This window comes from Nocardioides sp. (assembly GCF_036267815.1).
Lineage (GTDB): Bacteria > Actinomycetota > Actinomycetes > Propionibacteriales > Nocardioidaceae > Nocardioides.
Genome location: NZ_DATAVI010000063.1, coordinates 47,521 through 68,843, shown reverse-complemented (window position 1 = coordinate 68,843; position 21,323 = coordinate 47,521). Strand labels below are relative to the sequence as shown.

The 21,323-nt window shown below is 72.3% G+C and carries 23 protein-coding genes; 7 read left to right on the top strand and 16 right to left on the bottom strand.

What is annotated here, in order from left to right; genetic code table 11:
• Position 1: 1 nt before the first annotated feature.
• From VHW64_RS13705 to VHW64_RS13650, 12 genes are all read right to left on the bottom strand, one after another.
• Positions 2-2,029 carry a hypothetical protein gene (locus tag VHW64_RS13705; RefSeq protein ID WP_329651125.1) on the bottom strand — a complete coding sequence of 676 codons (2,028 nt, stop codon included), beginning with the start codon at positions 2,027-2,029 and terminating at the stop codon, positions 2-4.
• Entirely contained in the window at positions 2,029-2,610 is a 582-nt protein-coding gene (locus tag VHW64_RS13700; RefSeq protein ID WP_329651124.1) for a hypothetical protein, read from the bottom strand. Before VHW64_RS13700 ends, VHW64_RS13705 begins: the two co-directional genes overlap by 1 nt.
• 11 nt (positions 2,611-2,621) lie before the next feature.
• Positions 2,622-3,116 (bottom strand): hypothetical protein, encoded by a 495-nt coding sequence (locus VHW64_RS13695; RefSeq protein ID WP_329651123.1) that lies wholly within the window; start codon positions 3,114-3,116, stop codon positions 2,622-2,624.
• On the bottom strand, positions 3,113-4,111 hold the full coding sequence (locus tag VHW64_RS13690; protein WP_329651122.1) for an HNH endonuclease: 999 nt from the start codon (positions 4,109-4,111) through the stop codon (positions 3,113-3,115). The genes VHW64_RS13695 and VHW64_RS13690 overlap by 4 nt, the downstream gene beginning before the upstream one ends.
• A complete protein-coding gene (locus tag VHW64_RS13685) occupies positions 4,108-6,954 on the bottom strand; it encodes a hypothetical protein (RefSeq protein ID WP_329651121.1) in 2,847 nt (948 codons plus the stop codon). Before VHW64_RS13685 ends, VHW64_RS13690 begins: the two co-directional genes overlap by 4 nt.
• Positions 6,951-7,205: a hypothetical protein gene (locus VHW64_RS13680; RefSeq protein ID WP_329651120.1), complete on the bottom strand. Its 255-nt coding sequence runs from the start codon at positions 7,203-7,205 to the stop codon at positions 6,951-6,953. The genes VHW64_RS13685 and VHW64_RS13680 overlap by 4 nt, the downstream gene beginning before the upstream one ends.
• A gap of 3 nt (positions 7,206-7,208) precedes the next feature.
• On the bottom strand, positions 7,209-7,673 hold the full coding sequence (locus tag VHW64_RS13675) for a hypothetical protein (protein WP_329651119.1): 465 nt from the start codon (positions 7,671-7,673) through the stop codon (positions 7,209-7,211).
• A gap of 26 nt (positions 7,674-7,699) precedes the next feature.
• On the bottom strand, positions 7,700-8,899 hold the full coding sequence (locus VHW64_RS13670) for a hypothetical protein (RefSeq protein ID WP_329651118.1): 1,200 nt from the start codon (positions 8,897-8,899) through the stop codon (positions 7,700-7,702).
• 27 nt (positions 8,900-8,926) lie between these two features.
• A complete protein-coding gene (locus VHW64_RS13665; protein ID WP_329651117.1) occupies positions 8,927-9,673 on the bottom strand; it encodes a hypothetical protein in 747 nt (248 codons plus the stop codon).
• Positions 9,674-9,804: 131 nt separating this feature from the next.
• The gene (locus VHW64_RS13660) at positions 9,805-10,266 is read right to left on the bottom strand and encodes a ribonuclease H (RefSeq protein WP_329651116.1); all 462 of its coding nucleotides are present in this window, start codon (positions 10,264-10,266) and stop codon (positions 9,805-9,807) included.
• A 7-nt stretch (positions 10,267-10,273) separates the two neighbouring features.
• Positions 10,274-11,740, bottom strand: coding sequence for a S10 family peptidase (locus VHW64_RS13655; protein ID WP_329651115.1), 1,467 nt, complete (start codon positions 11,738-11,740; stop codon positions 10,274-10,276).
• A complete protein-coding gene (locus VHW64_RS13650; RefSeq protein ID WP_329651114.1) occupies positions 11,737-12,306 on the bottom strand; it encodes a cob(I)yrinic acid a,c-diamide adenosyltransferase in 570 nt (189 codons plus the stop codon). The genes VHW64_RS13655 and VHW64_RS13650 overlap by 4 nt, the downstream gene beginning before the upstream one ends.
• A 283-nt stretch (positions 12,307-12,589) precedes the next feature.
• Between VHW64_RS13650 and VHW64_RS13645 the strand changes: the two genes are divergently transcribed.
• Complete coding sequence (locus VHW64_RS13645; protein WP_329651113.1) at positions 12,590-12,898, top strand: STAS domain-containing protein; 309 nt, start codon at positions 12,590-12,592, stop codon at positions 12,896-12,898.
• 7 nt (positions 12,899-12,905) lie between these two features.
• Here VHW64_RS13645 and VHW64_RS13640 read toward each other — a convergent pair whose 3' ends face one another.
• Positions 12,906-13,433, bottom strand: a complete 528-nt coding sequence (locus VHW64_RS13640) for a hypothetical protein (RefSeq protein WP_329651112.1) — start codon at positions 13,431-13,433, stop codon at positions 12,906-12,908.
• A gap of 178 nt (positions 13,434-13,611) precedes the next feature.
• Here VHW64_RS13640 and VHW64_RS13635 point away from each other — a divergent pair, with 178 nt between their 5' ends.
• The 3 genes from VHW64_RS13635 to VHW64_RS13625 are packed head-to-tail and all read left to right on the top strand — an operon-like array spanning position 13,612 to position 16,423.
• Positions 13,612-15,666: a protein meaA gene (locus tag VHW64_RS13635; RefSeq protein WP_329651111.1), complete on the top strand. Its 2,055-nt coding sequence runs from the start codon at positions 13,612-13,614 to the stop codon at positions 15,664-15,666.
• A 46-nt stretch (positions 15,667-15,712) separates the two neighbouring features.
• Complete coding sequence (locus tag VHW64_RS13630) at positions 15,713-15,871, top strand: hypothetical protein (RefSeq protein ID WP_329651110.1); 159 nt, start codon at positions 15,713-15,715, stop codon at positions 15,869-15,871.
• A 27-nt stretch (positions 15,872-15,898) separates the two neighbouring features.
• Entirely contained in the window at positions 15,899-16,423 is a 525-nt protein-coding gene (locus VHW64_RS13625; RefSeq protein WP_329651109.1) for a ferritin, read from the top strand.
• Positions 16,424-16,461: 38 nt separating this feature from the next.
• Here VHW64_RS13625 and VHW64_RS13620 read toward each other — a convergent pair whose 3' ends face one another.
• Positions 16,462-16,956: a hypothetical protein gene (locus tag VHW64_RS13620; protein WP_329651108.1), complete on the bottom strand. Its 495-nt coding sequence runs from the start codon at positions 16,954-16,956 to the stop codon at positions 16,462-16,464.
• Positions 16,957-17,021: 65 nt separating this feature from the next.
• Here VHW64_RS13620 and VHW64_RS13615 point away from each other — a divergent pair, with 65 nt between their 5' ends.
• Positions 17,022-17,726, top strand: a complete 705-nt coding sequence (locus VHW64_RS13615; RefSeq protein ID WP_329651107.1) for a winged helix-turn-helix domain-containing protein — start codon at positions 17,022-17,024, stop codon at positions 17,724-17,726.
• 18 nt (positions 17,727-17,744) lie between these two features.
• On the opposite strand, the gene VHW64_RS13610 is transcribed toward VHW64_RS13615, so the two are convergent.
• Positions 17,745-18,320 (bottom strand): DUF952 domain-containing protein, encoded by a 576-nt coding sequence (locus tag VHW64_RS13610; protein ID WP_329651106.1) that lies wholly within the window; start codon positions 18,318-18,320, stop codon positions 17,745-17,747.
• A gap of 42 nt (positions 18,321-18,362) precedes the next feature.
• Here VHW64_RS13610 and VHW64_RS13605 point away from each other — a divergent pair, with 42 nt between their 5' ends.
• Positions 18,363-18,965: a histidine phosphatase family protein gene (locus VHW64_RS13605; protein WP_329651105.1), complete on the top strand. Its 603-nt coding sequence runs from the start codon at positions 18,363-18,365 to the stop codon at positions 18,963-18,965.
• Between the two features lie 18 nt (positions 18,966-18,983).
• Here VHW64_RS13605 and VHW64_RS13600 read toward each other — a convergent pair whose 3' ends face one another.
• Positions 18,984-19,631, bottom strand: coding sequence for a TetR/AcrR family transcriptional regulator (locus tag VHW64_RS13600; RefSeq protein ID WP_329651104.1), 648 nt, complete (start codon positions 19,629-19,631; stop codon positions 18,984-18,986).
• A gap of 100 nt (positions 19,632-19,731) precedes the next feature.
• On the opposite strand from VHW64_RS13600, the gene VHW64_RS13595 reads away from it, so the two are divergent.
• Positions 19,732-21,312 (top strand): MFS transporter, encoded by a 1,581-nt coding sequence (locus VHW64_RS13595; protein ID WP_329651103.1) that lies wholly within the window; start codon positions 19,732-19,734, stop codon positions 21,310-21,312.
• Positions 21,313-21,323: the final 11 nt, after the last annotated feature.

The window sequence follows — 21,323 nt, the reverse complement described above, 5'->3', positions numbered from 1 at the left end:
CTCAGCTCACGTCCATCCCGGTCGTGACCTGCACCTTGACGTTGTCGGCCTTGAGCGTGATGTCGCCGTCGGTCTCGAACGAGATCTTGGTGCCCTTCACCTCGATGGAGCCGTCCTCCTTCAAGACGATCGAGGCGTTCCCGCCGCTGGACCTGGTCTGGATGCAGACGCTCCCGTCCGGCGCGTCGTCGCCCGGCTCCGGTCTGCTCGTGCACTCGGTCGGCTGGTCGGTCACCCGCACCACGAACCGCTTGGTCTCGATGACCCGGGTGCCGTCGCCGTCGATCAGGTCGTGCGAGGCGACCCCGTCCGGCGCGGCCCCGTCGGAGTCCGCGATGTCCGCCCGCTGCTCGATCCCGATCGGCAGGGCCAGCCAGTAGTCACCCGCCTCGGACGGGGGCCCGCCGTCGCGGGGCCAGACGGCTCCGAGGTCCACGAGGTCGTTGTCCCCACCGGCGCCGGTCGTCAGGAAGACCCGGGTGCCGGGGTAGCGCGGGAGCACGAGGCCGTAGTGGCCCCAGGCGAACGGCGTGAGGTAGGGCACCTGCTGGGTCTCGCCGTGGTGGCTCTCGGCCACCTGCATCCGCTGGGTGAGCGCCGGCAGCCCGTCGCCGCCGGTGTCGGCGTACCACACCTGGCTGGTGTGGCGGGGCGGGGTGGCACCGGTCTGGGTGCTCGCCGGGTGCTGGCGGATCTGGCCGAGGCGAGCGCGAGCGGCGCCGGCCACGTCGGCGTAGATGTCGCGGATCGAGCCGGCCAACGCCACGGCGGTGTCGGCCGACGGCCCGCCGGGGGCTCGCGCGTTGCGGTCGGGCGACGGGGCCGGGTCCGTGCTCGGGGGGTCCCAGCCCTGGTCGTCGGTCGAGGCCAGCACGACGGCCTGGATCGTGGTCACGAAGCCGTTGCGCCGGGAGAGCCTGTGGCTCGCGCCGGTCACCAGGCACGTCGAGGGCGGAGCGTCGTCGCCGTCGGTGAACGACCCCGCGACGACGCCGAGGAGCGAGGTCAGTACGGCGGCACCGGTGCTCGGCTGGGTGTGCGGGAAGTCCGCGGGCGGCAGGACGACGTTCACCGTGTCGCCCGGCTTCACGTCGGGGCGCCCGAGGGCGGTGATGGTCACCGACGACCTGGTCTGCGGCGCGTTCGCAGGCGGGTCTCCCGCGCCGGGGTCGCGCTTCTGCTCCGCGCCGCGTTGGACGGCGACCAGGCCCCCGGCCTCGTCGATCGTGCGGTCGGCCAGGGGAGTGTCGTTCCACTGCCCGACGTGCAGGGTGCCCTCGCGGATCAGCGCGGTGCGGGGCCCGAACAGGCGCAGTCCGGCTCGGGCCTGGTCCAGCAGGCGATGGTCGTCGCCGCGGCCGGTGCCCAGGGCCGCGAGCGCCTTGCCCGGGGTGGTGGTGGCGAACTCGGGATCGTTCTTGCCCGGCGTCGCCTGCTTCAGCCCATGGGTCTTCACCGGGATGCCGGCCGCCCGGCCCAACGCCTGGACGGCGTCGTCGAGGGAGCCGTAGCACAGGCCCTGGACCCGCGTCTCGTCGAGCCGGGCCACCACGCGCTCGCGCAGGGTGAACACGGCTTCGTACCTGCGCTGGCCGGCACGGCGGCTGATGCTGTCGACCCGCAGGACCGAGACCAGGCTGTGGTCGGGCGGCTTCGGAGTGAGTGCCCCGAACGGGTCGGAGAGGCCGGTGAGGTTCGCCAGGTCGCCGAGAAGCCCGGGGGAGTCCTTCCACCACAGGTACAGCTGTGCCGCCAGCGGGGTGACCCGGCGTACCTTCGCGTAGTCGTCGTCGGTCATGCCCTCGAGCACGACCTCGTAGCTGCCGGCGCCCAGGTCCTCGGGCAGGGTCGCGGTGATGCTCGCGTCGTACACGTCGGAGCTGACACTCAGGAGGGCGTCGCCGAGGGTCTGGCCATCGGCATGGAACGTCAGTGCCCAGGCGGCCACCGTGCCCGGCTTCACGTCCGGTCCGTAGGAGCCACCGGCAGCGCTGGAGAGCGCCTGGCTCACGGCATCGAGGAAGGCCATCAGACCGTCTCCCTTCCGCGCAGGTAGGTCGTCATCAGGAGCCGGCGAGGACGCCGCGGGATGCTGCTGTCTCCCGGCACGGGCGGTGCTCCGTGGTCCGGCGCCGCGCCGAGGCTCCGCCAGTCCACGACCAGCGCGCTGCCGAACTGGCCGGGGCTCCGCAGGGATCCCGCGGCGATGACCAGGGAGGTGACCGTGAGCTCGACGGCGGCCGTACCACCGAAGGTCAGGACCAGGGGTACGCCGGGCGTGACCGCCACCGAGTCGCCGAGGCCTCCGGACCGGACCACCGACAGGCGGGCCAGGGGGGCGTCGGGGTCACGCGCCGTCTGGGCGTCGTCGCTGGAGCCCGCGCTGTCGCCGATCGTGACGACCGGTGTCGAGGGGTCGCTGTCGAGATAGCGCCGCGCCTGGCCGAGACCGACGCTGAGCACGAGCGCCAGGTCTCCGGTCAGCGGGATCCGCGCCGGGATGCCGGCGTCGAGCGCGGTCCGCAGGGTTGCCCGTGCCGAGGGAGTTGCGCCGTCCGGTGGTGTCAGCGCCGCGGGCGGCGCCGTCCAGATCGCTGGTAGTCCGTACATGTCGTCGTCCCCTACACCGGCAGGTTGTCGGTGAGCGCACCGACGCCGATCGAGGCGATGTCCAGCAGCTTGGCGAGGTTCCCGGGTCGTGGCAGGTGGGCCAGCTGGAGGGTGACGTCGAGGGTGTCGCGTCGCGTTGCGGCCATGGTGATCGACAGCGACTGGACGGCGAGGTCGGTGCGGATCGTGGCCGCACTGACCAGGATCAGCCCGCCGACCGCACCGGAGGTGAACGTCGACAGGGCCGTGCCCCGCCGCGACGCCTCGGCGAGGTTCTCCAGGGCGAGCTTCCACGTGTAGCGCTCCTGACCCAGCAGCACGGCGGTCAGGGTCAGGGTGTCGTCGTGGCTGGCCACCGCCGCCTTCCGGCTGGTGGCTCCGATCTGGGGCAGTGAGTAGCTCTCCTCGATGTGCAGCTGGGTCACCGCCCAGAGCGGGACGAGGACGATGCCGTCGCTCAGCACCGCGCTCGGGGTGTGCAGGTAGGACTCGTAGCTGCTCGTCACGGCGTGCCTCCGCCGGGGGTGACGTGGGCGACCGGCCCGTGCGGCGGCCGGTACGGCGTGGCTCCGTGCGCAGCGGCGGACGCCCCCCCGGTGTGCGGCAGGTTCGCGTGCAGGGCGGTGGGGACCAGTGTCATCGTCTCCACGTCGGGCTCGTGGTGCCAGGTGTGCCGTTCAGGAAGGGTGAGGCCCCACTGGTCGGGGGCGCCGGCCTCCCAGCGCTCGACGTGGGCCGCGCTGGTCCAGCGCCCGGGGTAGCGGTCCATCAGCGTCCGGCGTGCGGCGGCGAAGTCCGGGCCGTCGTGCCCGGTCATGGTCCGCAGGATGACCTGAGCGGGCTGGATCCGACCGCCGGGACCGTCCAGCCGAGCCGCGTACGGCGCCAGGACGGGCTCGCCGTGCACGTAGCGGACCGGCTCGCTGTGGGTGATCCGGTTGACGTCCTCGTTGTGTGAGACCCAGGGGCTGTTGCCCGGCTGACCGTCCCAGGCGCCGTCGCTGCGCGGGATCCGGCCGCGGACCGGACCCTCCTGGACCGGGTCGAGTCCCTCGGTCGCGGTGCCCCCCTCGCCCACCTGCTGCTGGTTGCGATGGGCGCCACGGGTCCGCTCCTGGGCGAGGGCCACCTCCAGATCCTGACCCCGGGCCCAGGCCTGGGGGTCGGAGACGTCGAGCACCGCGGCGTGCAGGTCGGTGAAGAGCTGGGTGAGGTGGGCCGGGTCGGGGGCGGTGTCCTCGCCACTGAGCACCCGCTCGTAGAAGCCGTGGATCTGGTCGCGCAGGGTCTCGACGCGCCCCAGAGCTGCGGAGACCTCCCCGACGTAGCGGTCGCCGAGGTCCTGGAGCGAGCGCAGCACCGACTCGCTGAGCCGTTCGGCCACGACCTCCTCGCGCAGGCCGGAGCGCCGTGCCACCTCGCGGATCGCGCGCCGGATCGCAGGCCTTCTCTCGGCGGCCTGCATGATCTCGCCGGGCCGCAGGTGCTCCAGGACGGTCACGATCCGTCCCCCGGTCCGCTGATCGCGTCACCGAGCAGCTGGCCGATGCCGAGCACGGAGGGGTTCCCGATCTCGGCCTCGTGGGCGACCGCCTGCTCGAACCGCTGGATGGCGGCTCCGATCGCGAGGTTGAACAGCTCGGCCTTGAGGCATTCCGTGGCGAACGTGCGGGCGAGGTTCTCCGCGGCCAGCTCGGCGATGTGCTCGGTGGCGCGGCGTACGAGCTGCTGTCCGGCGACGGTCGCGGCCTCGCGCACCTCACCTCTGACGACGGCTCCGGCTCCACGTGCCGCGCCGCGCAGCAGGCCCGGGACCTCCGGCACGAAGGTCAGCGCGGCACCGATCCAGGCGCCCCACAGCTCCGCCTCGGCCTGGGCCTTGCTGATGATGTCCTCGCCGCCCAGCATGGCGCGCTGGATGCCGCGATGCTCGTAGGCGGTGTCGAGCGCGGAGATCGCCTCGGCGGCGCCGACGGCGAACGCGGCCGGCGGGCACACGATGGCCAGCGCCGTGAGCCCGACGATGTTGAGGAAGCTGAACAGGGACTCCTTCCCCAGCTCGGAGGACACCAGGGACCGCATCCCCTGGGTGTAGACGTCCTCGAGGACGCCGGTGAACAGCGGACGGAGGACGTCGTGGGCTCGCTCGTGGATGCCGGAGAGCTGGGCACCGATGGAGTGCTCGTCGGTGATGTCGCTCTCCTGGAAGGACGCGAGCCCGAACGCGATGTCCCGGTCGCCCCGCACGTCGCCGGTCTTGTCGGCGTTCTCGGAGAGCAGGTCGGCGATCAGCCGGGCGAACTCCGCGTCGAGCCCGTCCGGGCCCGCGATGCGCAGTCGCTCCACGGTGCCGTCGAGGTCGGCGAGCTTCTCCAGCATCGGGTCCACCGCGAAGGCCTGCTGCCGGCCGGTGCTGATCACCGACTCCAGGTCGGACCTCTTCCACCACCGGCCGGTGCTGTCCTGCACCTCCGGCCCGCTGGGCCCCTGGCGCACGCTGCCGCGGACCGGGGGAGTCAGCGCTCCCGTCTCGACCGGCTGGAGTGCTGCCACGGTGGCCTGGGCCGACGCCCACCAGGCCGCCTCGGGGCCGCCGGCGCCGAGCAGCACCTGCGCCGGCTGGCTGCCCTGGCTGAGCAGGATCTCGCGCAGCTCGCCGAGCTCGACGTCGTCGACGAGCATCAGCAGGATGAGCACCCTGGTCACGCGCAGGTACGCCGCGAGGTGGCTCTGGCGCCGTAGCAGCTCGCGCCTGCTCGACTCCAGGACGTCGAGCAGCTGGTCCTGACAGCTGGCGACGAAGAGGTCGGCGACCGCGGCGTCGCGACGCGGCGACAGCTCCTCGAGGAAGTGCAGGAGCCACGAGGCGCTGTTGTGCCGGAGCGGTGTCGGAAGGTTGCGTCCGTGGTCGGCGCCGGCCACCACGCGGGTGTAGAAGTGCTGGAGCTCCTCGACCGCTCGCAGTCCCTCGATCAGGTTGTGGACGATCGTCATCCGCGGGCTGTCGCCCTCCACGCCGGTGCCCTCGATGTCGCCGAGCCCTGCGGCAGCGCGCGAGAGCTCGACCAGGGCCGCCAGGGCGAACATCCCGGCGAAGCGTCCGGGCTCGATGCCGATCCGGCTCCCGGCCTCGGCGATGAGCCGCCGCAGCCGGCTCGCGACCGACAGCGGCCAGTCCTCGACCGGCGGCTCGCCGAGGAACGGCACGGCGGGGTCGGGGGTGAAGAACAGTCCCAGCTGCTCCAGTGGCAGGGGAGCCTCGTCCACCAGGCCGCTCTGCCCGGAGCCGTCTCCGTCGCCGCTGTGCTCGCCGGCGACGCTGAGGGTGAACACGGCAACCGGAAGGTCGTGGGTGGGGCCTCCGGTGATCTCGAGGACCTTCAGCCGTGTCCCGTGGCTCGAGAGCCAGTAGAAGGTCGCGTTCCCCGCCAGTGTCCCGCCGGCCTCGGCGAGCATGGCGCGGGCCTGGGTCACCAGCTCGGTGGGCGTCGCGGAGGGGACCATCTCGTGCAGGAAGTCCACGACGAGGCCTTCGCGGATCGCGCGCTGCTCGTCCGCGTCCCGCGCCTCCGCGAGGAAGGACAGCTGGTCGGCGTCGGTGAGGTTCCAGCCGTGCCACCGCGTCGCGCCCACGCCGGTGCGGCCCGCCAGGATCTCCAGCGGGAACTCCACGTACGGCTGGAGCCGTCCGGCGGAGTCGGTCGAGACCAGGGCGGCGTGGGGGTTCCCGCGACGCCCGTACACCGCGAGGAGCTCTGGCGGCGGCTGGCCACCGAAGCGCTCGAGGAGCAGTGCCTGGAGGTGTTCGAAGCCCTCGACGTCCCGCAGCTGGACATGCGACGGTGGCTCGGGTGGTGGTGCCACCGCGGCCGGCGTCCCGTGCATCGTGGCCGCGATGGGCGCACCATGGTCGCCGTAGCTCGGCACGAGGTAGGACAGCGCGCCGGGCCGGCCACGGTCGGCGAGGAGTCGGCGCGGGTCGAACGGCATGGTGGTCGGCTCCGACCCCGACTCCGATGAGGGCGCCGGACGGTGCCGGGCATCGTGCCGGGCCCGGGCGATCAGCTGGGCCGACCGCGCGACGGCGACGCCGTGCAGGTCGTGGCGCAGCCGCGCGGTGAACGCCGCCGGCATCGGGTCGCCGCCGACCCGGACGACCACCTCGGTGCGGCAGTCCGACCCGGGCTCACCGACGGTGGCCAGGCTCGCCTGGGCCCGGGGATGCCGGGCGGCGCGCTCCAGCGCGACGTCCAGCGCCGAGGCGACCCGCTCGAGCTGGACGTCCGGGTCCTCGTCGACGAGCACGTCCAAGCGCACCGTGGCCGGGAAGCGGAGGACGGTCATGCCAGGGCCTCCACCGCGCGCAGGAGGCGGGTCAGGGCCAGCTCGGCGTGCTCCTCGGGGTCGCCGGGCGACACCACGCGGATCTCGACCTGCACCGGGAACTCCAGGACCAGCCCACCTCCGTCGCCGACCGCGGTCAGCCGGGCCGACGAACCGGCGTCGCGCACGACGTACTCGCCCTCGTGCACGAGGGCGAAGCCGGTCTGCTCGACCAGGCTGATGTCCGGGAGCTCCGGGAGGTCGTCGGCCATGGGTCAGGACTGCGGCGGGGCGGTCGTCTTCTGGCTGCTGCTGTCGGTGGACTCGACGTGGTTGGAGAAGCCGCTGAACGTCGCCGACGGGACGCCGCTGACGGTCGCCGGCGACGGGCTCGCGCTGGTGATGACGCACTGGTCCATCACGATCGTGGAGAAGGACCAGTCGTTGCCGATCTGCTCCTGGAGGGTGACCTTGAAGCGCTGTCCCTGGAGCGCGATCGCGGTCAGCTTGCCGGCCGCGTCGCCCACGGCGGGGACGGTCATCGAGAAGGTCAGCTGTTGCGGCGAGAACACCACGCCGACGTGGGTGCGCTCGATACTGTGCAGCGGCTCGGCGGTGGTGCCGAAGGTCGGCGTGAACGACGTGATCGGGGTGATCTGGTGATCGGTCCCGTCGGGGTCGGTGTAGGTGACGGCCAGCCGGGTGTTCCAGTCGGTCGGTGGCAGCGGTGTGATGGTCATCGTCTAGCTCCTGGGTCGGCGGCGAGTCAGAACTTCGGCACGAGGGTCACGTCGAGTCGGTGGACGGCGGGCCCGTAGGTGACCGTGACGGTCAGCGGCACCTGCCGGGTGTTGCGGGCGGTTTCGACGAGGGCGTCGTCCCCGGCGCTCCGCGCGCTCTCGGGCAGCGACAGGATGTCCAGGAGAGGGATCGACACGGCGTAGTCGTCGATGACCGCGGCCTGCTGGAGGGGACCGAGGATGCCCTCGATGCGCACCCGGATCGTGGTCAGACCGGGCTTGGTGATCCGGCTGTCGCCGATCGACCCGATCAGCCCCGCCCGCAGCCGGAACTCGATGTCGTCGAGCACCCGCACGATGTCGACGTAGTTGCGGGTGTTGTCCGAGGAGAAGGTGCCGCCGTCGGCGAAGTAGAGCCCGCTGCCCGAGATGAGCGCCGGGTCGATCAGCGGAACGATGCCCTGGCCGGCCAGGTCGGAGATCTCGGCCGGGGTGTACTGCGACGTCACGGGCATCGTGAAGCCGCGCACCTGCTTGAGGACGATGCTGGTGCTCGGCGAGTAGCCCGCGATCGCCCCGGCGCCGGAGGCGGCCGGGTCGGCCGTCGCCGTGGCGTCCGCGGGATCGGTGGTGGCGCCTCGGCCCGCGACCAGGATCATGCGCCCGTCGCCGCTGACCAGCTTGCCGTAGCTGTTGACCGCGACCACGTCGGCGGCGTACGTCAGCGACTTGGCGATCGTCGGGTCGACGGCGGCCACGGCCATCCGCTTGTGCCCGGCCGCCGACATGGTCTCGACGTGCTCCTTGAGAGCCATCAGGAACGTCGCGTCCTTGTTGGCCGTGGACGCGGCCCCGACGGCGAACTCGTGGGCGAGGCATACGAAGGTCACGTCGTCGGCGGCCTCGAGCCCGGAGAGCGCGGCGGCGTAGTCGGTGTCGTCGCTGGTGCGGACGCCGTACACCTTCGAGGGCTGTGGGTCCTGGGCGAGGACGAGGTCGAGGCTCTGGGTGAGCGCGTTGGGGGTGGTGCCGTTGGCGAACGCCGCCAGGATGCTGTCGTGGTCGGTGACCTCGACCGGTGTGTTCACCGCGGCGGCGGCCGCGGCGTCCGCGAGGCCCACCACGGCGACCACGCCCGGCGAGCGGACCGCGGCCCCAGCGAGCCCGCTGGCGTCGATGCGCACCGTGACGAACGGGTAGGCGGCCTGCACGATGGGTGATGGCATGGGTGGCATGGGTCCTCCGTGGGTTTCCTAGGTGGTGACCAGGGCGATGCCCTGCCCCGTGAGCCAGCCGCGGGCGGCTGTGGTCCGGTCGCTGCGACGTTGGTCCGCGGGTCCGGCGTCGCCGCCCGGCCAGCCCTCGTCGTCGAACGCGGCAGCCGGAACGAGCCAGCACACGCAGCTCTCCCGGATCCGCTGGGGTGCTCCCGGAGGCGCCGGCGCTGACGGGTAGCGGGCCGCTGCTCTCCGCGCCGCGTCCGACTGCTGGAGGAGCGCTCGCGGTGAGGTGTCGACGTCGGCGACGAGGAAGGCCACGACCACCGGCAGGGCGACCGGCGGCGAGTCGACGGCGACCGCGACCGGCGCGCTGAGCGAGAGCTCCAGTCCGAGGTCGTCGGCGAGCCGGGCGTCTCGTCCGAGGTCGGTGACGTCCACCGCGGTGATGACGCCGTCGGGACCCGCCGTCCGGACGACGACGCTGCCGAGCCAGACGGCGTCCGCCCCGGGAGCCGGGGCCACCAGGCCCTGCACCTGGAGCGAGGCCTCCACCGGAGCGGCATCCATGGCCCGGCCCGCGCGGCCGGTGGCCGAGACCGCGGTGCTGACCGTGACCGCGAGGTCCACCCGGTCGAAGACGGCGGTGGCCTCGCCGACCACCTGCGCGAGGTCGATGTCGTAGCACGCGGCAGCCACGGCGAGGAGGCCCTCCGCGGTCAGCAGGCCCGTGCGCGTGGCCGGGTCGGCCACGCGGATCAGGGTCTGGTCCGACGCCAGCATCGCTTCGACCTCCGGGATCGGGTGCGTCTCCCGCACCGATCCGCCCATGCTGGGGCGACCCCCGTCACGCTCGCGTCACGGCGGCGTCACCAGCGCGTCACCGAGCCGATCACCGGCTGGGAGCCGGCGGCCTACGCGTCCTTGCTGGCGGCGACGGCGAGCCGGTCGACGAAGTCGTTCATCTCGTGCCCTGAGTGACCCTTGACCCAGTGGAAGGCGATGTCGTCGCGGTCGGCGGCGAGCGCGATCAGCGGCTCCCACAGGTCGCGGTTGGCGACCGGCTTCCTGCCGGAGGTCAGCCAGCCACGCCGCAGCCAGCCCTCCCACCAGCGGTCGCGGAAGCAGTGGACGACGTACGTGGAGTCGCTGACCACGAGCAGCGGAGCCGACAGCGCGGTGACGGCCTCCAGGGCCGCCCGGATCTCCATCCGCTGGTTGGTGCTGACCGCCTCGGAGCCGGAGGCGAACGTCGTGCGGTCGGTCGCCCACGCCCACCCGCCGGGGCCGGGGTTGCCCGAGCACGCGCCGTCGGTGAACACCGACAGCGCATCGGTCGGCGCGACCATCGGGTCGGGCCGCGGATGCCGGGCCACGCGCGCCTCAGCGCCGCGCCACGAAGGCGGCGATCGAGGCGGACTCGCTTCTGCGCGAGGCCTCGTGGAGGTAGGGCATATGGCCGGTCTCGAAGTACTCGTGCTCGATCCGGTCGAAGGCCTCGTCGGCCAGATGGAGGTGGGCCACCATGTCCTCGGCCGCGTGGTAGGGCGTGGCGAGGTCGTAGTAGCCGTACTCGATGCGGACGCGCAGGTGCGGGTTGGCGCGCATGAGACGCTCGAGCTTGTCGGCCACGAAGATCGGCTTGCCCTCGAACTCCTCGAACGACCACTTCGTGATCGCGTTGGCATACACCTCGTAGGGCAGGTCCTGCCGGTTGCCGAGCTCTCCGCGGAGGTAGTGATGCAGGGCCGCCGCGAACGGGCCGTTCATCGCGTCCATCGAGGGGTCGGCGTCCATGTTCTCCGCGATCGGCGAACGAGCCGGGCCGGTGAACCGCCCGTCGATGCGGCCCACGGTCAGGCCGCGGTCGCGGAGGAGCTCGGTGCAGAACCGCCAGTGCTCGATGCGCAGGTCGGTGCCCTCGACGTACTTCTCCGACAGGCCGGTGAGCCGGGCCAGAGTGCGCACGACGTTGGCCCGCTCCTTGGCCGGGAGCCGGCGGCCGGCGGCCAGGGCGGCGCGGTAGGGGCCTGCCGCGAACGTCTCCGCCTCCTGCCGGATCCGGCCGAGGCGTCCCTTCACCTTGCCGTGGTAGTGGGCGATCGCGGCGTACGTCGGCAGGAAGTTCAGGCAGGACTCGTCCCAGCGGTGCTGTCCGAAGTCCTGGGTGCCGAAGTCGAGGACGCTGGAGACCAGCACGATCCCGTTGAGCATCAGGGCGTGCTTGGTCTGGAGGCGCTCGGCGACCGCGACCGCCCGCACCGTGCCGTAGGACTCGCCCAGGATGAACTTCGGCGACATCCACCGGTCCTCGCGCGTGCACCACAGCCGGATCAGCTCGGTCACCTGCTCGACGTCCTTGGCGAAGCCGTGGTAGGTCTTGGCCTTCTGCCCCTCCACGGCACGCGTGTGGCCGGTCGACATCGGGTCGACGAAGACGAGGTCCGAGACCGCCAGCAGGGTCTCGGGGTTGTCGACGAGCCGGTACGGCGGCGGGTGCGGCGCGGTGACGTCGCCGACGTCGACCCGGCGCGGCCCGAGCAGCCCCATGTGCAGCCAGATCGACGACGACCCCGGCCCGCCGTTGAAGACGAAGGTGATCGGGCGCGACGTCAGGTCGCCGCCCTCGGGCGGGTCGAGGGTGTACGCCGTGACCGACATCTCGGCGCGGGCCCGCCAGCCGCGGAAGACGTCCTTCTTGACCTCTTCCTCGCGCAGGACGACCCGGCCGCTGCGCGCGGTGTAGCGCAGCTCTCCGCGACGCAGCGGAAGCACGTGGTGGGTGACGACCAGGTCGTCCTCCGGCTCGGGACCGTCGGCGGGCCTGTCCGTCGCGTCGGGGTCGGTCATCGCTCTCCTCCGGGAACCCACAGGACGTCGCCTTCGTCGCGGTTGGCGTACCGGGCCAGGATGAAGACCAGGTCCGAGAGCCGGTTGAGGTAGCGGATCGCCAGGAGGTTCATCGTCGGGCCGTGCAGCTCGTGGGCCGCCCAGGCAGAGCGCTCCGCCCGCCGGACCACCGTCCGGGCCACGTGCAGCGCCGCGGCCTGCGGGGTGCCGCCCGACAGGATGAACGAGCGCAAGGAGGGCAGGTCGGCGTTGAACTCGTCGCACCAGCCCTCGAGCCGGTCGACGTACTCCTGGGTGATCCGCAGCGGCGGGTGGGCCGGACTCTCGACCACCGGGGTGCACAGGTCGGCGCCGACGTCGAACAGGTCGTTCTGGACGTGTATCAGGACCGCCCGAACCGGCTCTTCGACGTCATGAGCAAGTGCCGTCCCCAGCTGGGCGTTGGCCTCGTCGACGTCGGCGTAGGCCTGGAGTCGCAGGTCGTTCTTCGACGTCTCGCTCATGTCGCCCAGGCGCGTCGTGCCTCCGTCGCCGGTGCGGGTGTAGATCCGTGTCAGATTGACCATGACCACGAGGCTAGTGCCCGGTGCTGACGGAGGTGCTGACAGTGGTGGCGACAGAGGTCGCGACGGGGGTGCCGGAAGAAATGAGTGGCCCGGACGCAACCGATGGGGGATGCTCGCGCGTCTTAGAGGTAGTTGCACGCTGCTCGCACGTCACCCACGCCGGAGGGTCGGGCCTCCGGACGAACGGAGGCAGCCGATGAGGCACACGACACGCACGACACGCACAGCACGCACGACACGCACCACGCGGGGCACGCGGGGCACGGGGACGGGGGGTCGGACGATGGAGATCGTCCACGACGGACACACGCTGTGGCTCAGCGGCGACTTCGATGTCCGCAGCACGATGGAGGTCCGCACGGCGATCCACGAGCACGTCCACGGTGCCGAGCCCGAGCTGACCATCGACCTGACCGGCGTCGACACGATCGACCTGACCGCGGCCCGGGTACTGGCCTACGCCAGCCTCGAGGGGAGCCGGAGCGGCCACCACATCCGCGTGCGCGGGTGCGGGCCCGCCGTCCGTCGCCTCCTCCAGGTCTCGCGGCTGGCGAGGTTCATCGAGGTCGAGCGCGCGGCCGCGACGGCCTGAGCCCGCCTCACAGGTTCGTCGACGCCTGGAGCGTCGGCGACATCGCGCCGTTGGCGGTGGCCGCGGCCGAGACCTTGAGGTCGCCGTTGAAGCTCTTCTTCAGCGCCACCCGCCAGGTCAGCGTCGGCGTGGAACCGCCGGGGGTCAGGCTGCCGACCCACACGAAGGTGTACGTCGACCCGCTCACCGAGGCGAAGCTCCACCCGGTGCCGTCGACCAGCGTGGGCACCGCGCCGTCGTTCTTGTTCTGGTAGGTCACGGTGAGGGTGACCTGGGTCAGGGTCGGGCCGCCGTTCGCGACGCCGTTCTGCCAGACGTTCTGCACCGCGGTCTGGCTCTCCGCACTGCCGGCCTTGCTGCCGGTGTAGTCCGCGCCGTAGATGCTCAGCCAGTTCAGCTGGAGGACCGGCGTGCCGACACCGGACGCGGCCACCGCAGGCGCGGCCACCGCGACGGCAACGGCCGGGACGGACCAGACGCCCGCCCGGACCAGTGCGCGACGGTCGACGTGCGGACGAGTCTGCTGCTCGCTCATGAGTTCCCCTGCCCCTCGAGCCGGCCCCCCGCCCGCTCGTCCTTCCAGGGTAGGCGACGCCGGTCGCACCCGCGCCGGAACGGACGAAGACCGGGGAGCCCCGGGTGTGGAGTTGACCACACGAGGGGAACCCCACACGACAGCGCCGGAAGTTACTCGCCGGTCCTACTCTCGGGTCATGACCGCGAACGACCCGGGCAGGCACCCGGACAGGCACCCGGACCAGCATCCGGAGAAGGACCGCCCCTGGGTGATGCGCACCTACGCCGGCCACTCCACGGCGGCGGCGTCCAACGCGCTCTACCGGACCAACCTGGCGAAGGGGCAGACGGGGCTGTCGGTCGCGTTCGACCTGCCCACCCAGACCGGCTACGACCCCGACGAGTCGCTGAGCCGCGGCGAGGTGGGCAAGGTCGGGGTCCCGATCCCGCACCTGGGCGAGATGCGCCGGCTCTTCGAGGACATCCCGCTGTCCGAGATGAACACCTCGATGACGATCAACGCGACCGCCATGTGGCTGCTGGCGCTCTACCAGGTCGTCGCCGAGGAGCAGGACCCGCAGGCCGACCCGTCACAGGTCGCGCACCGGCTCACCGGCACCACCCAGAACGACATCGTCAAGGAGTACCTCTCGCGCGGGACCTACGTCTTCCCGCCCGAGCACTCCCTGCGGCTGATCACCGACCTGATCGCCTACACCGTCTCGGAGATCCCGAGCTGGAACCCCATCAACATCTCCAGCTACCACCTCCAGGAGGCCGGGGCCACGCCGACCCAGGAGCTGGCCTACGCGCTGTGCACCGCGATCTCGGTCCTGGACGCGGTCAAGGCCTCCGGCCAGGTCGCCGACGACGACTTCGGCAAGGTCGTCGGACGGATCTCGTTCTTCGTCAACGCGGGCGTGCGGTTCGTCGAGGAGATGTGCAAGATGCGCGCCTTCGTGGAGCTGTGGGACGAGCTGACCCGGGAGCGGTACGGCGTGCTCGACCCGGCGATGCGCCGGTTCCGCTACGGGGTCCAGGTCAACAGCCTGGGGCTGACCGAGGCGCAGCCCGAGAACAACGTGCCGAGGATCGTGCTGGAGATGCTCGGGGTGACCCTGTCGAAGGGCGCGCGGGCGCGTGCCGTCCAGCTCCCCGCGTGGAACGAGGCCCTCGGGCTCCCGCGGCCCTGGGACCAGCAGTGGTCGCTGCGGCTCCAGCAGGTGCTGGCCTTCGAGTCCGACCTGCTGGAGTACGACGACCTGTTCGCGGGCTCGCGTGTCGTCGAGGCGAAGGTGGCCGAGCTCGTCGCCGGGGCCCGGGCGGAGATGGACCGGGTACAGGCCCTGGGCGGCGCGGTCGCCGCGGTCGAGAGCGGCTACATGAAGCAGGAGCTGGTCTCCTCCCACGCGGCGCGACGCGCCAGGATCGAGTCGGGCGAGGAGATCGTGGTCGGGGTCAACCGCTACCAGGAGACCGCGCCCTCACCCCTGACCGCCGACCTCGACACCGCCGTCCAGGCGGCCGACCCCGAGGCCGAGCGAGCAGCGGTCGAGAGCCTGCGCGCCTGGCGGGCACAGCGCGACGAGCCCGCCGTGACCGAGGCGCTCGCGCGACTGGCGGCCGACGCGAAGACCGAGGCCAACCTGATGCCCGCGACGCTGGCTGCCGCCCGGGCCGGTGCGACGACGGGGGAGTGGACGACGACGCTGCGCGAGGTCTTCGGTGAGTTCCGCGCACCCACCGGCGTCGGGGGCGCGGTGGCCGTGACCGCGGCCGGGCGCGCGGCCGACGAGCTGGCCGCCGTACGCCGCCGCGTGCGCGAGACCGGTGCCGAGCTGGGCGGGAGGCTGCGCCTCCTGGTCGGCAAGCCAGGGCTCGACGGACACTCCAACGGCGCGGAGCAGGTCGCGGTGCGCGCGCGAGACGCGGGCTTCGAGGTCGTCTACCAGGGCATCCGGCTCACGCCGGAGCAGATCGTGGCCGCCGCGGTCGCCGAGGACGTCCACTGCGTGGGCCTGTCGATCCTGAGCGGCTCGCACATGGAGCTGGTGCCCGCGGTCCTGGTGGCGATGGAGGAGGCCGGCATCGGCGAGGTGCCGGTGGTGGTCGGCGGCATCATCCCCGAGTCCGATGCCCGCAGGCTCATCGAGGCCGGGGTCTCGGCGGTCTACACGCCGAAGGACTTCGGCCTCACCGAGATCATGAACGGCATCGTCGAGGTGATCCGCGAGGCCTACGACCTCGTCTGACGCCGTGGGTTAGGTGAGGCTTACCTGAGTCGCTACGATGGCGCGCGTGTCGAAGAAGGCCGGCTCGAAGAAGGGCAGGAAGCCCAAGAGCACGTGCTGCGTGAGCGACAGGCGCTGCCAGCGGTGTCCGATCCGGATGCTCAAGGACGGCACCCTGCCGAAGGGCTATACGGTCAAGAAGCGCAAGCTGGTCAAAGCCGCCTGAGGCCGCCAGGAGTCTGGAGGAGTCCCCGTGCCCGCACCCCGTTTCGTCGAGCGTCTCAACGAGCAGGTCGGCTACGAGCTGGCCGCGCACAACCAGTACCTCGCCTGCGCCGTCCACTACGACGCGCTGACGATGCCCCAGATGGCGGCGTTCTTCTATGCCCAGGCCCTGGAGGAGCGCAGCCACGCGCTGATGATGGTGCAGTACCTGCTCGACACCGGCGCGGACGTCGTCATGCCCCCGATCGAGGCTCCGGTCTCGTCGTTCGCCGACGTGGTCGCGCCGGTGGAGCTGGCGCTCGAGCAGGAGCGGCGGGTGACCGCCCAGATCAACGAGCTGCTGGTGATCGCGCGCGAGGAGACCGACTTCGCCTCCGAGCAGTTCCTCCAGTGGTTCGTCAAGGAGCAGGTCGAGGAGGTCGCCTCGATGAGCGACCTGCTGGCCGTCGTACGCCGGAACGCCTCGGTCGTGGAGAACGTCGAGGAGTACGTCGCCCGTGAGTCCCGTTCTGACAAGGGTGTCTCCACCGCCCCTCGCGCCGCCGGCGGCTAGCGCCGAGCTCACGCTGACCCGGCAGAAACCGGGCGAGCTCACTCTGACCCGGCATCTGCCGGGGCGGTGGGGGTGAGGTCTCCCACCTGTTCGGCGTACCAGAGGACGCCCGTCAGGTGGTCCGCGATCTCGCGCAGGCTCCAGCCCTCTCGGGGCCGGTCCCACTCCTGCGGCCCGGCGGCGGCCAGGCGCAGGGCGAACGTCCGGGCCAGACGGGGCAGTCGCTGGTGGGCCTCGTCGCGGTCGAGCTCGGTGAAGCGGGCCCAGTCGGACTCGAGCGTGACCAGGCTGCCATGCCACTGGTCGGGCTGCGACGCCGCGCCGGCGAGGACGGCCTCGACCTCGGCCAGGTGGTCGACCAGATGGTCCGCGATCCGCCGGACCGCCTTGCCCGGTGTGTAGATCCGGTCCCCGTCCTGGCTGACCCGTGGCCGGCGGTCCCAGCCGATCCAGGTGTCGACCAGGCCCAGGGCGCGTCGTACGGCCTCCTCCACCGCTGTCCCGGGGTTGGCCTCGGCGTGCTCGTCGTCCATGGCGGGAAGGCTAGGGACGCGTCGCTTCGGCGCCCGCCGAAACGTGGCGGTCCTAGGGTCGAGGCATGGACGACGTCGACCTTGCGGCCGTGGGCGCGCTGCTCGGCAACCCGAGCAGGGCGGCCATGCTGGACGCGCTGATGACCGGCCGCGCCTTGACCGCGACCGAGCTGGCGCGGGCGGCCGGAGTGAGTCCGGCCACCGCGAGCGAGCACCTCGCCCGGCTCCGAGGCGGAGGGCTGGTCGAGGCCGTCGCCCAAGGGCGGCACCGGTACCACAGGCTCGCCTCACCCGAGGTGGGCGCGGCGTTGGAGTCGCTGTCGCACATCGCTCCCCCCAAGGCCGTGACGACGTTGCGCCAGTCGAGCCGCGCGCGGTCCCTGGCCGAGGCCCGCACCTGCTATGACCACCTCGCGGGGCACAGCGGCGTCGCGCTGCACGACGGCCTGCTGCGGCGTGGCTGGCTGGTGCCCGAGCCCGGTGGCTACGGCGTCGGCGAGCTTGGTGTGGAGGGACTCCTCGGCTGGGGCGTGGACGTCGGCTCGGCGCGCGCGTCGCGGCGGCCGTTCGCCCGTCCGTGTCTGGACTGGACCGAACGCCGCGAGCACCTGGCCGGGGCCCTGGCGGCGGCGATCACGCGGGCCCTGGTCGACGGCCCGCAGCCGTGGTTCGTTCGCCGCGCGGACGACCACCGTGGTCTGCGGGTCACCGACCTCGGCGCTGCCCGGCTGGCCGACCTGGGCTGGCAGCCCCTCGAGCGCAGCGCCTGAGCCCGGTCGCGTCCTGCGTCACTCTGCGTGGGCGGCTCGCGAGTGCAGCCACTCGGCGTAGCCGAAGGCCACGAGAGCGGCGCCGGCGAGGATGGCCGTCAGCGACCAGAGCACGAACGACACGCCGACCGGCAGCCGGTCGTCGGATGTCGCTGCCTGCGCGATGACGGCACACCAGAACCCTACGAACGCGCTGGCCGCCAGGACGACCGCGCCTCCGCGGAAGCCGAGCGTGGCCGCGGGCACGGGGGTCGTCGGCTCACGGGTCCCGAGCTCGATCGGGGGGAGGCGCGCCGGTCGCCAGGCGACGACGGCCGCGGCCGGAACCGGGCCGTAGACGTGCGGATAGGTTTGGTCGCCGACCTGCTCCTCGCGGACGTCGGCACCGACGAGGTCGGTCTCGATCTCGAGCACCACCAGCGGCTCGGCGACATCGGCGTAGTACCGGTCGCGCACCGCCGGGACCTGGTCGTGACGCGCGGCGTGGATGAACCCCTCCTCCTCGAGGGAGCGGCCCAGGGTCGAGGTCGTGTAGCTGCCGCTCGTCTGGGCCTCCTTCCAGTCGGCGAGGGTGGCGATGTGGTAGATCCGCATGCGCGGCATCCTGCTCCTGCTGTGGCGTGGTTGGGTAGGCCGGTGAGCGACGTGCACTGCCCCGCGCGGATCATCGTGGCCCGGCACGGTGAGGCCGAGTACGAGACCCCGGAGATGAACGCCGCGGGCGGGAGCCTGACCACGCTCGGTCGTGCCCAGGCTCGTGACCTGGGGGAGCGACTGCGTCCGGAGAAGGTCGCGGCCGTCATCTCCAGCGAGCTGTCACGGGCCGTGCAGACCGCCGAGATCGCCGCCGGCGTCCTCGGGCTGCCGGTGCGGGTCCGCGAGCGGATCGCGGAGTTCCCGGCCGGTGACTTCCTGGGCCGGCCCTACGACCAGGCGTACTTCCGCGCGATGGTCACCGCCTGGCGGGCCGGCGACCTCTCGTCCGGCGTGCCCGGCGGTGAGACCGGGCGGGAGACCGCCGACCGCGTGCTCGCCGTCCTGGACGACGTCGCCGACCAGTTCCGCGGCGAGACCGTGCTCGTGGTGACCCACGGCGGCGTGATCCTCGCGCTGTGGGGCGCGATCGCCCCCGGCTCGGCCGCGGCGCCGGAGGACGGCGACGTGCCGAACGGCGCGGTGTACCCGTTCGAGAGCGACGCCGACGGCTGGCGGGTCGGCGCGCTCGGGTCGTCCGCCTGAGCCCGAGGGTGTGGCTGCCTAGCCCGGCAGCGAGCCGATGACTCCGAGATCGCCGAGCAGCCCGCGGTGGACCAGGTCGAGCACGGACTCCAGCAACACCTCGCGAACCTCGGCCGGCACCTGGCGCAGCGGGCCGGTCCCGACCAGTTCGGCGAAGCCGTGGACCATCGCCCAGCAGCCTACGTCGGCGCCCTGTCGGAGCTCGGGGCTCAAGGCGCCACAGTCGACCAGCTCATCGAGCACCGTGTTCAACACGAGGTAGGGGCCGGTCAGCTCCTCGGTCGCGGAGTGGGGAGGGGACCCCGCCGGCGAGGTGAACGCCGTGGCGAAGAGGCCGGGCTCGGCCAGCGCGAAGGCGACGTAGGCGCGACCGGTCTCGCGGAGCCGGGCCACCGCCCGGGCGCGCGGGTCGCGCTCGCGCACCGTCGCGATCCGTTCCCGCATGGCCGTCTCGAGGTCGTCGTAGGCCCGGTCGGAGACCTCCTCCAGCAGTGCGGCGCGGTCGGCGAAGTGCCGGTAGGCGGCGTTGTGGGAGACCCCCGCGCGGCGCGCGACCTCGCGAAGCACGACCCCGTCCGGGCCGGTGCTGCGGGCCAGCTCGACGGCGGTGTCGACCAGGACCGGCCGCAGGTTGCCGTGGTGGTAGGGCTGGCTCGGACCGGGCACGAGTCGAGGATAGGTGATGTTGACGCCGGTTACATAGCGGTCTAACGTGATGTTGGCGGCGTCCACATTCGCCCCCCGCCCACGTCCGCAGGAGATCCCGATGTCCCACTCGCCCCACTGGTCACGGAACACAGCCCGGAACACAGCCCCCGGCAAGGCCCCGAACAAGGCGCTGGTCCTGGCCGTCGTGTGTGCAGCGGTGCTCGCCATCAACCTCGACACCACGATCGTCAACGTCGCCCTGCCGTCGATCTCCCGCCAGCTCTCGGCCGGGACTCGTCAGCTCCAGTGGGTGGTCGACGGCTACAACCTCGCGTTCGCGGGACTGGTGCTCGCGGCGGGCAGCGTCTCCGACCGGTTCGGACGGCGGCCGGCGCTGATCGTCGGGCTCGCCGGATTCGCGGTCGCCAGTGCAGGCGGCGCGCTGGTCACCTCCGCCGGGGCGTTGGTGGCCATGCGCTTGGTGATGGGGGCCTTCGCGGCCCTGATCTTCCCCACGACCCTGTCCATCATCAGCAACACCTTCCGCGAGCGCCGCGAGCGAGCAGCGGCGCTCGGCATCTGGGGCGGCGTCGTGGGGCTCGGGGTCGCTGCCGGTCCGATCACCGGTGGCGTCCTGCTGGAGCACTTCTACTGGGGCAGCGTGTTCTGGGCGCTGGTCCCGCTGGCCCTGCTGACCGCGGTCGCGGCCGGGGTCTGGGTGCCGGAGTCTCGGGACCCGGCCGTGCCGTCGCTGGACCTCCCGGGCCTCGGGCTCTCGGTGGCGCTGCTCGCCTCGCTGACCTACACGATCATCGAGGCTCCGGCGCACGGCTGGTCCTCGGCGCCCACGCTGGGTGGCTTCGCGCTGGCCGCGGGGCTGCTGGTCGGCTTCGTCCTTCGCGAACGGCGCGCCGCGAACCCGATGCTGGACGTCACGTTGTTCCGCGATCGTCGCTTCAGCGCGGCCAGCGGCGCGGTGACGGTCACGTTCTTCGCCCTGTTCGGCTTCATCTTCCTGGTCACCCAGTACTTCCAGTTCGTCCGGGGGTACGGCGCGCTGTCCACGGGCGCGCGGATCCTGCCGGTCGCCATCTCGATCGCGGTCGCATCGGTGGTGGGCGCGGCCCTGGCGCCGCGGGTCGGCACCAAGATCGTGGTGACCACCGGGATGGTGCTGTTCGGCGCGGCGTTCCTGTGGATCTCGACCTCCGGGGTCGACACGTCGTACCCGACGGTGATCGTGCCGCAGATGATGCTGATGGGGTTGGGCATGGGACTGATCTCGACGCCGGCCACGGAGTCGATCCTGTTGGTGCTGCCGCCGGCGCGGGCCGGCGTGGGTTCGGCGGTCAACGACGCGACCCGCGAGCTGGGGGGCACGCTGGGCGTCGCCGTGGTGGGCTCGGTCTTCTCCTCGGTGTTCGCCTCCCACCTCGGGGCGGGTGCCTACGCGGCGCTGTCCGGCTCGGCCCTGGTCAGGGCGCAGGGGTCGGTCGGGGTGGCCCAAGGTGTCGCCGGCCACGACCCGCGGCTCGTCTCGGCCTTCCAGGACTCCTTCCTGGCCGGGCTGTCCACGGCGTGCGTGGTGGTCGGGCTGCTGTGCCTGGCGGGTGCGGTGGCCTCGGCCGTCCTGCTGCCGGGGCGACTCCCGTCTCCGGTCGGGACGGGCGACGCCGAGCTGGAGGCGGTCGCCGTCTGAACCGGCCGATG